Annotated in this window: 11 protein-coding genes and 1 pseudogene; 5 read left to right on the forward strand and 7 right to left on the reverse strand. The window is 74.4% G+C overall.

The features are described from left to right. Positions 1–46 precede the first annotated feature (46 nt). Together MY520_RS14745 and MY520_RS14750 are read left to right on the forward strand one after the other, a co-directional pair. A complete protein-coding gene (locus tag MY520_RS14745) occupies positions 47–3421 on the forward strand; it encodes a pyruvate carboxylase (RefSeq protein ID WP_436692965.1) in 3375 nt (1124 codons plus the stop codon). 26 nt (positions 3422–3447) lie between these two features. After that, positions 3448–4176, forward strand: a complete 729-nt coding sequence (locus tag MY520_RS14750; protein ID WP_436692967.1) for a glutamine amidotransferase — start codon at positions 3448–3450, stop codon at positions 4174–4176. A 21-nt stretch (positions 4177–4197) separates the two neighbouring features. Here MY520_RS14750 and MY520_RS14755 read toward each other — a convergent pair whose 3' ends face one another. Next, the gene (locus tag MY520_RS14755; protein ID WP_436692968.1) at positions 4198–4878 is read right to left on the reverse strand and encodes a response regulator; all 681 of its coding nucleotides are present in this window, start codon (positions 4876–4878) and stop codon (positions 4198–4200) included. Positions 4879–5163: 285 nt separating this feature from the next. On the opposite strand from MY520_RS14755, the gene nhaA reads away from it, so the two are divergent. Beyond that, positions 5164–7797 (forward strand): Na+/H+ antiporter NhaA, encoded by a 2634-nt coding sequence (gene nhaA / locus MY520_RS14760; protein WP_436692970.1) that lies wholly within the window; start codon positions 5164–5166, stop codon positions 7795–7797. Between the two features lie 729 nt (positions 7798–8526). Here the strand turns inward: nhaA and MY520_RS14765 are convergent. The 4 genes and pseudogenes from MY520_RS14765 to MY520_RS14780 all read right to left on the reverse strand — a co-directional run. Beyond that, a pseudogene (locus MY520_RS14765) lies at positions 8527–8649 on the reverse strand (hypothetical protein); the annotation flags it as partial. A 54-nt stretch (positions 8650–8703) separates the two neighbouring features. Further along, positions 8704–9729 (reverse strand): acetamidase/formamidase family protein, encoded by a 1026-nt coding sequence (locus tag MY520_RS14770; protein WP_436692972.1) that lies wholly within the window; start codon positions 9727–9729, stop codon positions 8704–8706. Positions 9730–9802: 73 nt separating this feature from the next. Next, positions 9803–11263 (reverse strand): APC family permease, encoded by a 1461-nt coding sequence (locus tag MY520_RS14775; RefSeq protein ID WP_436692974.1) that lies wholly within the window; start codon positions 11261–11263, stop codon positions 9803–9805. Between the two features lie 100 nt (positions 11264–11363). Then, positions 11364–12401 carry an ABC transporter substrate-binding protein gene (locus MY520_RS14780; RefSeq protein ID WP_436692976.1) on the reverse strand — a complete coding sequence of 346 codons (1038 nt, stop codon included), beginning with the start codon at positions 12399–12401 and terminating at the stop codon, positions 11364–11366. A 20-nt stretch (positions 12402–12421) separates the two neighbouring features. On the opposite strand from MY520_RS14780, the gene MY520_RS14785 reads away from it, so the two are divergent. Then, positions 12422–12868, forward strand: a complete 447-nt coding sequence (locus MY520_RS14785; RefSeq protein ID WP_436692979.1) for a MarR family winged helix-turn-helix transcriptional regulator — start codon at positions 12422–12424, stop codon at positions 12866–12868. Between the two features lie 2 nt (positions 12869–12870). Here MY520_RS14785 and MY520_RS14790 read toward each other — a convergent pair whose 3' ends face one another. After that, entirely contained in the window at positions 12871–13179 is a 309-nt protein-coding gene (locus MY520_RS14790) for a hypothetical protein (protein ID WP_436692981.1), read from the reverse strand. Positions 13180–13342: 163 nt separating this feature from the next. Here MY520_RS14790 and MY520_RS14795 point away from each other — a divergent pair, with 163 nt between their 5' ends. After that, on the forward strand, positions 13343–13603 hold the full coding sequence (locus MY520_RS14795; protein ID WP_436692983.1) for a hypothetical protein: 261 nt from the start codon (positions 13343–13345) through the stop codon (positions 13601–13603). A gap of 16 nt (positions 13604–13619) precedes the next feature. Here MY520_RS14795 and MY520_RS14800 read toward each other — a convergent pair whose 3' ends face one another. Then, on the reverse strand, positions 13620–14801 hold the full coding sequence (locus tag MY520_RS14800) for an acyl-CoA dehydrogenase family protein (RefSeq protein ID WP_436692984.1): 1182 nt from the start codon (positions 14799–14801) through the stop codon (positions 13620–13622). Positions 14802–14968: the final 167 nt, after the last annotated feature.

The following is a 14968-nucleotide window of genomic DNA, read 5'->3' on the forward strand; positions in this document are numbered from 1 at the left end:
GGCCTACCCTCCCCGCAAGCCGGTGCGTCGTCCCCCGAGGAGCCCCATGTTCTCGAAGGTCCTGGTCGCCAATCGCGGGGAGATCGCCGTCCGGGCGTTCCGCGCCGCCTACGAGCTGGGTGCGGGCACGGTGGCGGTGTTCCCGTGGGAAGACCGCAACTCCGTGCACCGGCTCAAGGCCGACGAGAGTCACCAGATCGGCGAGGTGGGGCACCCGGTGCGGGCCTACCTGTCGGTGGAGGAGATCGTGCGCGCGGCCCGGGACGCCGGGGCGGACGCGGTCTACCCCGGCTACGGGTTCCTGTCGGAGAACCCGGACCTGGCCGAGGAGTGCGCGCGGGCGGGGATCGCCTTCGTCGGCCCGCCGGCCGAGGTGCTCACCCTGACCGGCAACAAGGCGCGGGCCATCGCGGCCGCGCGCGAGGCGGGGCTGCCGGTGCTGGCCTCCACCCAGCCCACCGACGACCTGGACACCCTGCTGGCCGCCGTGGAGGGCATGCCGTTCCCGGTGTTCGTCAAGGCGGTCGCCGGCGGCGGCGGGCGGGGGATGCGGCGGGTGGAGGACCCGGCCGAGCTGACCGGTGCGGTGCAGGCGGCCATGCGGGAGGCCGAGGCGGCCTTCGGTGACGCGACGGTGTTCGTCGAGCAGGCCGTGGTCGACCCGCGGCACATCGAGGTCCAGATCCTCGCCGATGCCCACGGCAACGTGGTGCACCTGTTCGAGCGGGACTGCTCGGTGCAGCGCCGGCACCAGAAGGTCGTGGAGCTGGCCCCCGCACCCAACCTGGACCCCGCGCTGCGGGAGCGGATCTGCGCCGACGCGGTCGCCTTCGCCCGGGCGATCGGCTACGTGAACGCCGGGACGGTGGAGTTCCTGCTCGATCCCCAGGGCCGGCACGTGTTCATCGAGATGAACCCGCGGATCCAGGTGGAGCACACGGTCACCGAGGAGGTGACCGACGTGGACCTCGTGCAGGCCCAGCTGCGGATCGCGTCGGGGGAGACGCTGGCCGACCTCGGCCTGGCGCAGGAGACGATCGTGCTGCGCGGGGCGGCGCTGCAGTGCCGGATCACCACCGAGGACCCGGCCAACGGCTTCCGCCCCGACACCGGCCGGATCACCGCCTACCGCTCCCCGGGCGGGGCCGGGATCCGGCTGGACGGCGGCGCGTCGCTGGGCGCGGAGGTGGAGGCGCACTTCGACTCGCTGCTGGTCAAGCTGACCTGCCGCGGCCGGGACTTCGCCACCGCGGTGGCCCGGGCCCGCCGGGCGGTGGCGGAGTTCCGCATCCGCGGGGTGGCCACCAACATCCCGTTCCTGGCCGCGCTGCTCGACGACCCGGAGTTCGCCGCCGGGCGGGTGACGACGTCGTTCATCGAGCAGCGCCCGGAGCTGCTCACCGCGCGCTCCAGCGCCGACCGGGGCACCAAGCTGCTCACCTTCCTGGCCGACCTGACGGTGAACGAGCCGCACGGGGAGCGCCCGCACCTGGTCGACCCGGTGGAGAAGCTGCCCCGGGTGAACCTGCGCACGGCCCCGCCGGAGGGTTCCCGGCAGCGGCTGGCCGAGCTCGGTCCGGAGGCCTTCGCCGCCGACCTGCGGGCGGCGACGGCGCTGGCGGTCACCGACACCACCTTCCGCGACGCCCACCAGTCCCTGCTCGCCACCCGGGTCCGCACCCGGGACCTGCTGGCCGTGGCCGGTCACGTGGCGCGCAGCACCCCGGAGCTGCTGTCACTGGAGTGCTGGGGCGGGGCGACCTACGACGTCGCGCTGCGGTTCCTGCACGAGGACCCGTGGGACCGGCTGGCCGCGCTGCGCGAGGCGGTGCCCAACATCTGCCTGCAGATGCTGCTGCGCGGCCGCAACACCGTCGGCTACACGCCCTACCCGGAGGCGGTGACCGACGCGTTCGTCGCCGAGGCCGCGCGCACCGGCATCGACGTGTTCCGGGTGTTCGACGCGCTCAACGACGTCGGGCAGATGCGCCCGGCGATCGACGCCGTCCGGGCCACCGGGACGGCGATCGCCGAGGTGGCGCTGTGCTACACCGGCGATCTGTCACACCCTCAGGAAGACCTCTACACGCTGGACTACTACCTGCGGCTGGCCGAGCAGATCGTCGACGCCGGCGCGCACATCCTGGCGATCAAGGACATGGCCGGCCTGCTCCGGCCGCCCGCGGCCGCGACCCTGGTGACCGCGCTGCGGGAGCGCTTCGACCTGCCCGTCCACCTGCACACCCACGACACCGCCGGCGGCCAGCTGGCCACCCTGATGGCGGCGTGGCAGGCAGGGGTGGACGCCGTGGACGGGGCCGTGGCCAGCATGGCCGGCACCACCTCGCAGCCGCCGCTGTCGGCGATCGTGGCCGGCACCGACGCCACCGAGCGGGCCACCGGCCTGGACCTGAAGGCCGTGAACGACCTGGAGCCCTACTGGGAGGCCGTCCGGCGGGTGTACGGGCCGTTCGAGTCCGGCCTGCCGTCCCCGACCGGCCGGGTCTACACCCACGAGATCCCCGGCGGGCAGCTGTCCAACCTGCGCCAGCAGGCGATCGCCCTGGGCCTGGGTCAGCGGTTCGAGGAGGTCGAGAACGCCTACGCGGCCGCCGACCGGTTGCTGGGCCGGCTGGTCAAGGTCACCCCGAGCTCCAAGGTGGTCGGCGACCTGGCCCTGCAGCTGGTCGGCTCCGGCGTCGCGGTCGAGGACTTCGCCTCCGACCCGGCCAAGTACGACCTCCCCGACTCGGTCATCGGGTTCCTGCGCGGCGAGCTGGGCGACCCGCCCGGCGGCTGGCCCGAGCCGTTCCGCACCCGCGCGCTGGAGGGCCGCCGTCCCGCCGAGCCCCCGGCCGAGCTGTCCGAGGACGACGTCCGCGGGCTGGCCGAGCGGCCGCGCCGGACGCTGAACCGGCTGCTGTTCCCCGGCCCGACGCGGGAGTACGAGGCGCACGTGGACAGCTACGGCGACGTCTCGGTGCTGCCCACCAAGGAGTTCCTCTACGGCCTGCGGCGGGGCGAGGAGCACGCCGTCGACCTCGAGCCCGGCGTCACCCTGCTGATGGGGGTGGAGGCCGTCTCCGACCCCGACGAGCGCGGCATGCGCACCGTCATGTGCTCGCTGAACGGGCAGCTGCGCCCGGTCTCCATCCGCGACCGCAGCGTCGACGCCAAGGTCAAGGCCGCCGAGAAGGCCGACCGCAACGCCCCCGGCCAGGTGGCCGCCCCCTTCGCCGGCGTCGTCACGCTGCAGGTGGAGGAGGGCGACACCGTCGAGTCCGGCCAGGCCATCGCGACCATCGAGGCCATGAAGATGGAGGCCGCCATCACCGCACCGGTCGCCGGCGCCGTGCAGCGGGTCGCCATCGGCCCGGTGCAGCAGGTCGAGGGAGGAGACCTGCTCGTCGTGCTGGCCTGACCGGGGACGGCCTAGCATCTGCGGCCGTGCGCCCGTTCCTGCTGCTGGCCTCGCGCGCCGAGGACGAGGCCGCGGACGACGAGTACGCGGCGTTCCTCCGGCTGACCGGCCTGGCCGAGCACGAGCTGCGCCGGGTGCGGATGGAGGCCGGGCCGCTGCCGGAGCTGCACCTCGACGACTACTCCGGCGTCCTGCTCGGCGGCGGGCCCTACAACTCCAGCGACCCGCCGGAGGAGAAGTCGGCCGCGCAGCGCCGGGTGGAGGCCGAGCTCCAGCCGCTGCTGGACGAGGTGGTCGCCCGCGACCTGCCGTTCCTCGGCGCCTGCTACGGCATCGGCACGCTGGGGGTGCACCAGGGCGGGGTGGTCGACCGCACGTACGGCGAGCCGGTCTCCTGCGTGCCGATCGTGCTCACCTCGGCCGGTCAGGCCGACCCGGTGCTCGACGGGGTGCCGGAGGTGTTCGACGCGCTGGTCGGGCACAAGGAGGCCTGCCGGGTGCTGCCGCCGTCCGCGGCGCTGCTGGCGACGTCGGCGGCCTGCCCGGTGCAGATGTTCCGGATCGGCCAGAACGTCTACGCGACGCAGTTCCACCCGGAGCTCGACGTCGCCGGTGTGGTCACCCGCGCCCGGGTCTACCAGCACGCCGGCTACTTCCCACCGGCCGAGCTCGAGGAGCTGATCGCCCGGCTGCGGACCGCCGTGGTCTCCGAACCGGGTCGGGTGCTGGCGAACTTCGTCGCCCGCTACGCCTAGCGATCCCCGCGGGGTCCTCCGTCAGGCGTCGGACAGCGAGGTGAGCATCCCCAGCGCCTGGGCCTTGACCACGGCCTCCAGCTGGGAGCGCACGCCGAGCTTGGTGTGCAGCGACTTCACGTAGCCCCGGCAGGTCTCCAGGGTGATCCCCAGGACCCGCGCGATCGTCTTGACCTGCATCCCCTGGCCCAGGCAGTCGAGGACCTCCTGCTCCCGGCGGGTGAGCTGCGGCCGGGCCGCGGTGACCGGTCGCGGTGCCGCACTCGGCGTCGCGGCGAAGGTGGACGGCGCCACGAGCATCTGGCCGGGTCGCACGCGGCTCAGCACGTCGATCATCTCGGCGAGCGAGCCGTCCTTCGGGATGAACGCCGACGCGCCGGCCTGGGTCGCGCGGACCACCCAGTCGGGGTCGCGGTGCGCGGTGACGACGGCGACGACCGTGTCCGGCGCGACCTCGCGCAGCCGCCGGGTGGCGGTCAGCCCGTCCTGCCGCGGCATCTCGATGTCCATGACGACGATGTCGGGCTGCAGCTCCTGGGCCATCGACACGGCCTGGGCCGCGGAGTGCGCCGTCCCCAGCACGTCCATCCCTGCGGCGGCCAGCGCCCCGGACAGCAACTCGGCGAACGTGCGGTGGTCGTCGACCACCAGCACGCGAGGCGGGTCGAGGTCGGGAAGCCGGTCGAGCGGAGCGAGTGCCAAGGAGTCCCCCAGGGAGGTCGGCCCCCCGCTGTTGGAGGGCGCGACCATGGGAACCCGGCGCAGCGACGCGCACCAGGGTTCCGGGCGAAGTCCGGACGAAGGTCCCTAGAACGCATGATGCGGACCCGAGAGTGTCGCAACGAAGCGTGACGAGACGGATCCGTTCCGCGAATCTGCCGTCCCGCCCCGCTTCTGCCGGCCGGAGGGACGAGGCAGACTGCCAGCGCAGGTTCGGCTCCTCCGGGGGCAGGCAGGAGGTCCGATGACTCCCAGCGGGGGCGCCCGGTGACCGTCGACGTCGGACGGCAGTCCTCCCCGGGCGGCCGGGGGGTGCTCGCCCGCGTCGCGCCGCTGCGCCGCGCGCTGCGCACCGAGGCCGGCAGCGCGGGACTCCTGCTGCTGACCACCGTGGTCGCGCTGCTGTGGGTCAACTCGCCCGCGCGGGGCAGCTACGACGCCTTCTGGCACACCGACCTCGCCGTCCGGATCGGCGAGGCGGAGCTCGCGCTCGACCTGCAGCACTGGGTCAACGACGGCCTGATGGTGTTCTTCTTCTTCGTCGTCGGGCTGGAGATCAAGCGCGAGCTGGTGATGGGCGAGCTCACCGACCGGCGGCGGGCCGCGGTCCCGGCGCTCGCCGCGGTCACCGGCCTGGCGGTGCCCGCGCTGGTCTACGTGCTGTTCAACCTCGGCGACGAGGCGGTGTCGGCCTGGGGGGTGGTGATCTCCACCGACACGGCGTTCCTGCTGGGGGTGCTGGCCCTGGTCGGCCCGGCCTGCCCGGCGCAGCTGCGGCTCTTCCTGCTCACCCTGGCCATCGCCGACGACGTCGGCGCGCTCACCGTGATCGCGCTGTTCTACACCGAGCAGCTCGACCCGGTCGCGCTGGCCGTGGCCGTCGTGGGGCTGGCGATGATGGTCGGGCTGCGCTTCCTCCGGGTCTGGCGCGGACCGGCCTACCTCGTCCTCGGCCTCGCGGTGTGGGTGGCGATGTACGAGTCGGGCGTCCACCCGACGCTGGCGGGCGTCGTCATCGCGCTGTTCACGCCCGCGTACCCGGCCCGCCGCGAGGAGGTGGAGGACGCCGCCCGGCGGACCCGGGCCTACCAGCAGTCGCCCAACCCCGAGTTCGCCCGGGCCGCCCGGCTGAGCATCGACCGGTCGGTGTCGGCCAGCGAGCGGCTGCAGCAGCTGTGGCAGCCGTGGACCAGCTTCGTCATCGTGCCGGTGTTCGCCCTCGCCAACGCCGGCGTCGCGCTGACCGGTGAGACGTTGCGGGCGGCGCTGTCCTCGCCGGTGACGATCGGCGTCATCGCGGGCCTGGTCCTCGGCAAGCTGGCCGGCATCCTGCTCGGCACCGGGCTGGCGATGCGGCTGCGCCTCGGGCAGCTGGCACCCGGCCTGACCCGCTGGCAGCTGGCCGGCGGCGCGGCTCTGTCGGGCATCGGCTTCACCATCTCCCTGTTCATCGTGGACCTGGCCTTCGACGACGAGCGGTCGGCCGACGAGGCGCGGGTCGGCGTGCTGGCGGCGTCGGTGCTCGCCGCATTCCTGGGCTGGGGGCTCTTCCGGCTGGCCGACCGCCTCCGCCCACCCGGCACCGGCGGCCGGCCGGTGCTGCTCGACCCGCCGGTCGACCCGGCCCGCGACCACGTCCGCGGGCCGCTCGACGCACCGCTCACCCTGGTCGAGTACGGCGACTTCGAGTGCCCCTTCTGCGGGCGGGCCACCGGCGCGGTCGAGGAGGTGCGCGACCGCTTCGGCGACCGGCTGCGCTACGTCTTCCGGCACGTCCCACTGGTCGACGTCCACCCGCACGCGCGGCTGGCGGCCGAGGCGGCGGAGGCGGCCGCCGCCCAGGTGCGGTTCTGGGACATGCACGACCGGATGTTCAGCGCCCAGGACCGGCTCACCGCCGGCGACCTCCTCGACCACGCCGCGGCGATCGGCCTGGACGTGCAGCGCTTCGCCCGCGACCTCGGCGCCGGCCGCTACGCCCGCCGGGTCGAGGAGGACGTCGAGTCGGCAGAGGCCAGCGGGGTCGAGGGCACCCCGACCTTCTTCGTCAACGGCGTCCGTCACACCGGCCCCTACGACGCCGACAGCCTCGCCGCGGCGCTGCTCGCGACGGCGGGGGAGGACGCCGGGGCCCCGCTCCCGGTGGACGACGCCCTCGCCGGCGGCGCGCTGCCGGCGCTGGGGCCGCGCCGCGCCGGGCCGGTGTCCGCGGTCGACGGCGAACCCGAGCCGGTGCCCGCCGACCTGCCCGAGACCGCCGACCGGGACGGCGCCTACCCGCGGCTGTCCGACCAGCAGCTGGCCCTGCTGGAGCGGCACGGGTACCGGCGGTGGTACGAGGCCGGCGAGACGGTCTTCCGGGAGGGCGACCCCGGGTACGACTTCACCGTCGTGCTCTCCGGCGCGGTCGCGATGGTCGAGGACCACGGCCGGGCGGGGCAGCGGGTGATCGCCGTCCACGGCCCGCGGCGGTTCCTCGGGGAACTCGACCTGTTCAGCGCGCACCCGGTGACCCTCACCGCCGTCGTCCTCCGTCCCGGCGAGGTGCTGTGCGTGTCCGACGACCGGATGCGCGAGGTGTTCGCGGCCGACCACTCGCTCAAGGAGCTGGTGCTGCGGGCCTTCCTCCTGCGCCGCTCGATGCTGCTCGAGCTGGCCGCCGACCTGCGCATCGTCGGGCGGGGCGGCTCCGCGGACAGCCGCCGGCTGCAGGCGTTCGCCCGCGCCCACCGGCTGGCCGCGGTCTTCGTCGACCTCGACGGCAGCACCGACGGCGCGGCGATGCTGGGCGAGCTCGGCGTCTCGGAGGCCGACCTGCCGGTCGTCGTCTGGCGGGAGGGGGAGCTGCTGCGCAACCCGACCGACGCCGAGGTCGCCGCGGCCATCGGCGCCCGGGGCTGACGGCCGGTCAGCGGCAGGCCTCGGCCACCTCCGCGACCAGGTCGGCCGCGGCCGCGACCGCGGTGGTGAGCTCGTCGGGCCGGGTGCCGAGGTCCCGAGGACCTCCTGGGCGCGGGCGGCGAACCCCGGCGGCGCTCCCGGCAGCCGCCCGGCGGCGGCGACCGCGCCCTTCTCGTTGACCAGCCAGACCCCGGCGGCGGCGTGCAGGGCGTGCGCGCAGAGTCCGACGGCGCGGAACAGGCAGCCGGCGACGAACGTGGCGTCGCCGCGGGCGGTGGCCTTGGCGGCGATGTCGAGGCAGAACCGTGCCTCGACCAGCCGGCGGACCAGCGCGGCGCCGAGCGCCGGCGGGTAGCCGGCCACCTCCCGCTGCAGGGCGGCGACCTCGCCGGTGGCGTCGGCCAGGAGCACGCCGAGCGCCAGCTCGCCGGCGTAGGCGGCGTCGAGGAAGCCCAGCGGGTGGCCGACCTGGAAGTGGAAGGCGTACCGGCCCCGCCGCGCGTCGTGCCAGGCGGCGGCCACCCGGTCCACGTCGCGGTAGATCCAGTCCATCGCCAGGTCGCCCAGCCGCAGCCACGCGCCCCCGTCGACCCACGGGCCCCACTCGCCGGGCGCGGTGACCCGCGCTTCCGGGCCACAGAGCTCACGCGCCAGGACGCCGAGGGCGTCGGTGTCCAGGGGCGGCCGGTGGTACAGGCCGAGGTCGACGTCGGAGTCCGGGGTGTGGGTGCCGCGTGCCCGGCTCCCGCCGAGGGTCACCGCGAGCACGCCGGGCACCTCGGCCAGCCGCCCGGCCAGCGCCCGCAGCCGCGCCGGCCGGTCGCCGGGCAGTGCCCCCACCGGGTCGCCCACGGGACCGAGGCCAGGGCGTGGCGGGGAGCCCGGCCGGGCTCCGCGCCACGGGGATCAGCGCTGGGCGAGGTAGGCCGCGGCGGTCTCCCGCAGCCGGTCGTGCACGCCGTCGACGGCGATCGCGCCCCCGAGGTACCGCTTGGCCAGCTTCGCCACCATCGTGTAGTTCGTGTCCACGACGTTGCCGGCCGGCGCCAGCCCGGCCTGGCTGACCAGCTGGTAGGCGTCGAGGGGGTCCCACCCGGTCAGCTGCCCGGCCCAGGTGACCAGGTCGTGCTGGCTGATCCGGAAGGCGTCCTCCAGCGGCCGCACGGAGCCGGTCGACATGAGGAACTCGTCGCTCTCCAGCCGCGGCCAGGCCGGCGCCCCGCCCTTCACCACGTCGACCACGACGACCGTGCGCATCGCCGCCTCGACGGCGGTGCCACAGACCTCGCCCTCGCCCTGGCGGCAGTGCCCGTCGCCGAGGGACAGCAGCCCACCCGCGACGTTGACGCCGAAGTAGAGCGTCGTCCCGGCCCGGACCTCGGGGGTGTCCATGTTCCCGCCGTGCGCGCCCGGCGTGATGCTGGCGAACACCTCACCGCCGGCGGGGGCGACACCGATCGTGCCGTGCATCGGGTCGAGCGGGAGCTCGACCTCCGGGCCGCCGCGGCGGGGGCGGAACAGGCAGGTGCCCCGGTCGCGGTCGACCTCGTAGACCCAGACCAGCTCCTCGAGCGCCTCGTGCAGCATCGCCGTCGAGTGCGTGGTGGTCAGCGCCCCGAAGTGCGGGAACGTCGTCGACACGGCCCAGTCGCGCACCGGCGCGATCTCCACGAGGTGCACCGCCAGCGTGTCGCCCGGCTCGGCCCCTTCCACGGCGATCGGCCCCGTGACCGGGTTCAGGTAGGGGAACTCGCAGACCTCGCTCGGCAGGTCGCCGACCCCCCGCACCCGGCCGCCGAAGCAGTCCTCGGTGGTCAGCTCGACCACCGTGCCCGGGGCGACGGTCACCAGCGGGTCGCCACCGCCGCCGAAGGTGTAGCGGAGCTGGTCGGGCGTCGGCTCGACGGCGACGACCTCCAGGGCCGCCGTCATCGCCCCTCCTCGCGGGCGCTCGTCGGCCCGCTGAGCGGCCGTGCTGTGCTCATCGGTGACCTCGCACGCCCGGTCACAGGCCCTCCTCCGCGCGCAGCTCCGGCTTGCGGCCGGTGGCCAGCAGGACGGCCATGAGCACCAGGCCGATGACGAGCCAGGTGAACCCGAGGGTCTGCGCCGCCACCTGCGCGTTGATGACGACGTACACCAGGATCGTGAAGCCCAGCACGGGGACGGCGAGGTGCAGCCACCAGTTCCGGCTCTTCCGCCGGATGACGTAGTGGACGACCACCGACACGTGCAGCAGCAGGAACGCCGACAGTGCGCCGAAGTTGACCAGCGTGGAGAGCAGCGTGATGCCGTCCTCGCGCGTGGTCATGTACCAGCCCAGCACCAGGGAGATCAGCGCGACGAGCAGGGTCGCGTTGACCGGCACCCGCCGGGTGCGGTGCACCTGGGCGAGGAAGTGGGGGAGCTGCCGGTCGCGGGCCATGGCGAACAGCAGTCGCGAGGTGGCCGCCTGGGCCACCAGCGAGTTGGCGAAGCCCCACGCGACGGCCGTGGCGATCGCGGTGAGCGTCGACAGCCAGGCCCCGCCGGCGACCGCGGCGGCGTCGTAGAACGCCGTCCCCGCCGCGTCGCCCTCGGCGATGAGGGTGTCGGGGTCGGGCACGAGGAGGGCGGCGATCCAGGTCTGGACGATGAACAGCGTCCCGGCCAGCGCCAGCGCGGCGATCATCGCCTTGCCGATGGAGCGGGCCGACTCGCGGTTCTCCTCGGCGAGGGTCGAGATGCCGTCGAAGCCCAGGAAGCTCAGGACGGCGACCGACACGGCGCCGAACACCAGCTCCACCGAGAAGGTGTCGCTGTTGTAGATCGGCGAGAAGTCGAAGCCCCGCCCGGCACCACCGGCCAGTGCCACGATCCCGATGACCAGGAAGATCGCCAGCACGATCAGCTCGGCGACCAGCATGATCTTGTTGACCCGCGCGGTGAACTCGATGCCGAAGTAGTTGACGACGGTGTTGAGGACGACGAAGCCGATCAGCCAGACGAGCACCGGCACCGAGCTGACGATCGAGTGCATCGCGATCGCCGCGATGAGGTACAGCAGCGCCGGCACCAGCACGTAGTCGAGCAGGATCATCCACCCGGCGATGAAGCCGACCGGCTGGGCGATGCCGCGGCCGGCGTAGGTGTAGACCGAGCCGGCCATCGGGAACGCCCGCGACATCTGCGAGTACGAGGCCGCGGTGAAGGCCATGGCCAGGCCGCCGACGGCGTAGGCGAGGGCCACCATGCCGCCGGACGCCTGGAAGACGCCGCCGAAGATGCCGAACGGCGCGATCGGGACCATGAAGATCAGGCCGTACACCAGCAGGTCGGTGAAGGTCAGCGAGCGCTTGAGTTCCTGGCGGTAGCCGAACGCCTCGATGCCCGGGTCGCCGGTCGCGGGGATCGGTCCCCGGGCGGCGCCCGGGAGCGGACCGGCCGGGTCGCCGGTCCGGTGCTGGGTGGTGCGGGGGTCGCTCACGGCCACTCCTCTCCTCCGGCTCGGGGGCCGGGCGGGGAGAGAGTAGGCCGCAGTTGTTTCCAGATGGAAGCAACTGCGCGTGTCATCGGGGGGACCCGCGTCAGGCCGTGCGGACCTCGCGGAAGGACAGCCCCTCGGCCCGGGCCAGCCGGGGTGCGGCAGGGACCGGCCGCGGCGTCGCTCCGCGGCCGGGGAGGGTCACGGCGAGGCGGACGCCGTCGTAGACGCCCCGGGCATAGGCGCAGACCACCGGTGCGCTCGGTCCCGCCCGCCGGGCGTGCCGTTCCTGCAGGTCGATCTGTCCCTCGTCGGCGGCGCCGTCGACGGCCGCGAAGGACGGCATGCAGGCGAACAGCTCCCCGGTGGAGTCCCCGCCGACGGCGTACAGCCCGTTCTCCTCCAGCGCCCCGGACAGCCGTACGACCCGGTGGTCGAGGCCGGCCCGGGCGAACTCCCGGTTGAAGGCGACGAGGTCCCGCCCCACGAGGCTCAGCAGGACGGCGTCCGCGCGGCTGCGGCGGACCAGGTCCACCATCGCGCCCGGGTCGGACGGCCCGAACGGCACGAGCAGCTCGCCGACGACGTCGGCACCCAGCCCGTGCAGGACCGCGGTGGCCGCCCGGTGCACCGCCTGAGGCCAGACGTAGTCGTTGCCGACCAGGGCCCAGCGCCGGGCGCGGCGGTGCCGGACCAGCCAGGCGAGCGCGGCGGCGTGCTGCTCGCGCGGCGAGGAGCCGATCCGCAGCACGCCCGCGCGCTGCCGGCCGCCCTCGTGCGGCGGGGTGAAGACGTAGCGCACCCGGCCGGCGAGTGCCGCCTCCAGCGCACGGTGGACGTCACTGGTGTGGTAGCCGACGAGCACGTCGAACACCCCCGCGTCGAGCAGCGCCGACGCCTCGGCCGCGACCACGTGCGGCGGCCGGCCGGAGTCGACGGTCACCAGCTCCACCGGGCGGCCCCGCACCCCGCCGTCGGCGTTCGTCTCGTCGGTCGCCAGGCCGGCCAGGTCCAGCGCGGAGGGCGCGGTCAGCGCCAGCGGTCCGGACAGCGGAACGGCCAGCGCGACGCGGACGACGTCCGGAGGGCGGGGGACGAGCAGCGCCTCCCACGCGTCCAGCGGTCCGGTCGGCTCGGGCACCCGCTGAGTATGGTGCGGCCATGTCCGTCGAGCAGCAGGCAGACCCGGTGACGGCGGGTCCCGGCGCCTCCCTGGTGGAGCTGCTCACGGTCGCCCAGCGCCGGCTGGCCCGCGGGGTCGCCGCGGTGCTGGCCGAGGACGGTGCCACCCTCGACGTCTTCCGGCTGATGCGCTGCCTGGCCGCGGGGCCGGGGCGCTCGATGGGGGAACTGGTCGCTGCGCTGACCCTGCCGGCGCCCACGCTCACCCGGCTCGTGGACGGGCTGGTCGACGGGGCGGAGGCCTACCGGCTGCCCGATCCCGACGACGGCCGTCGCGTCCGGGTGCACCTCTCGGCGCGCGGTCGCACCCGGCTGACCCGGCTGGAGGGGCTGGTGCGCGCCCACGAGGACGCCCTGGCGGCCACCCTCGGCGCCGACCGGCTCGCGGACCTCGCCCGTGCGCTGACCGCGTTCGAGCCCGCCTGAGCTCAGTCGGTGCTGGGCGGCAGGAGGCGGGGCATGAACACCTCGTCGATCGGCCGCGGGCCGACGTACTGACGGCAGGTGCACGGCACCCACTGGTGTCCCGACCACCGGCCGCGCTTGTCGTAGGTGTCGCGGCGCAGCTCGGCGTAGCAGGTGTTGGTCTCGGTGTCGTGCTGGCTGAGCGTGTGGCCGCAGCCGCACAGCGGTGTCGGCAGGGCCGGGGGAGCCGGCTTGGTGCGCCGGCTCAGCCGGCCGCCGAGGAACCCCACCGCGAGCAGCACGGCACCGACGATCAGGCTGACAGGTTCCACCGGTGCGCTCCTCCCGCGTCGTGCCCCTCGACGGTAACGCGGGAGGAGGTGCCGCGGTGCCTCGGTCGGGATCCTGGCCCTGGCCGGGGAGGCGGCACACTCCTGTTCCGGTTCACCCGTCCGTGATTGTTTCGCGCGTGTTAACCCGGGCACATGGTCCCGCGTGGAGTCCTATGCCGTGGGGTTCGCCCGCCCGGACCGTTGGTCGCCGGGCCGACCGACCGAACAGAGTCACCCCTGGCACGCCGTCGAGGCGCACCGTCCCCCGGCCGAGCTCGACGGCGAGGTCGAGCTCGCCGCCTGCGGCGCGATCGTTCAGGTGTGGGGATCGCAGGACTGGTCGCGGGTCGGCACCGGTCGGCGGGCCTGCCCGCAGTGCCAGCAGCTGACGTCGGTCGGCAAGCCGCTCAGCGCCGTCGGCTGACCGCCGCGGCGCGTCGTCAGCGGCCCTCGGGACGACGGCCGCCGATCGCCGAGATCCCGGTGATCTCCCGGCCCACGATGAGGGCCTGCACCGAGTCGGTGCCCTCGAAGGTGAAGATCGCCTCCATGTCCGCATGGTGCCGCGCGACGTGGTGATCGAGCAGGATGCCGTCGCCGCCGAGGATGTCGCGGGCGTCGGCGACGATCGCGCGGGCCTTCGCCGCGTGGTTCATCTTGGCCAGTGAGGCCATGGCCGCGGTCATGCGCCCGGCATCGGCCAGCTTCGACAGCCGCCAGCACATGAGCTGCATGGCGGTGATCTCGGCCAGCATCCGCGCGAGCTTGTCCTGCACGAGCTGGTAGCCGGCGATCGGCCGGCCGAACTGCTCCCGTCGCAGGGCGTGGGCCAGCGCCAGCTCGTAGGACGCCGTCGCCAGTCCGAGCGCCCGCCACGCGACGGTGTACCGGGTGCGGTCGAGGACCGCGGAGACGTCCCGGAAGGACGAGCAGTTCGCCAGCCTGTTCTCCGCGGGCACCCGGACGCCGGTCAGCGTGATCTCGGCCTGCCAGACCGCGCGGAGCGCCGTCTTCCCGGTCATGACGGTGGCCTCGTAGCCCGGCGTCCCCTTGTCGACGACGTAGCCGCCGACCGACCCGTCCTCCCCGCGGGCCCAGACGAGCACGTGGTCGGCGATCGTCCCGTTGCCGATCCACTTCTTCTGACCGTCGAGCACGTAGCCGTCGCCGTCGCGGCGGGCGCTGGTCTCCAGTGCGACCGCGTCGGACCCGTGCCGTGGCTCGGTGAGGGCGAAGGCGCCGATCCTCTCCATCCGGGCCATCGCCGGGAGCCAGCGCTCGCGCTGCTCCTCCGACCCCAGCAGCGCGATCGACTGCATCGCCAGGAAGCTGTGCACGCCGTAGAAGGTGCCGATGCTGCCGTCCGCGCGGGCCCACTCGGCGGCGACCAGTCCGGCGGCGACCGCGCTCATCCCGGGGGAGCCGTAGCCCTGCACGGTGCCGCCGGCGATGCCGAGCCCGGCGATCTTCGGGACGAGCTCGAACGGGAACTCCGCGCGCTCCCAGTAGTCGTTGATCCGCGGGGTGACCTCCCGCGCGCAGAAGGCGCGGACTCGGTCGCGCAGCTCGATCTCCGCGGGCTCGAGGAGCTCCTCCACGGCATAGAAGTCCGGACTCGTCACGGTCGCCGACGCTAGGGCCGAGCTGGGCGGGCTGCCTGTCGTGCGGTGCCGCTGCCCATCACCCGGCTCGGTCCGGCCGGGCGCGGCCGTGGTCAGGCGGCCCTGTCGATCGGTGGGTGGATGAGGATCTCGGTGCCGTCGGGGCGCCAGGTGCGCCATCGGCCGTC

This window comes from Geodermatophilus sp. CPCC 205506 (assembly GCF_051383635.1).
GTDB lineage: Bacteria > Actinomycetota > Actinomycetes > Mycobacteriales > Geodermatophilaceae > Geodermatophilus.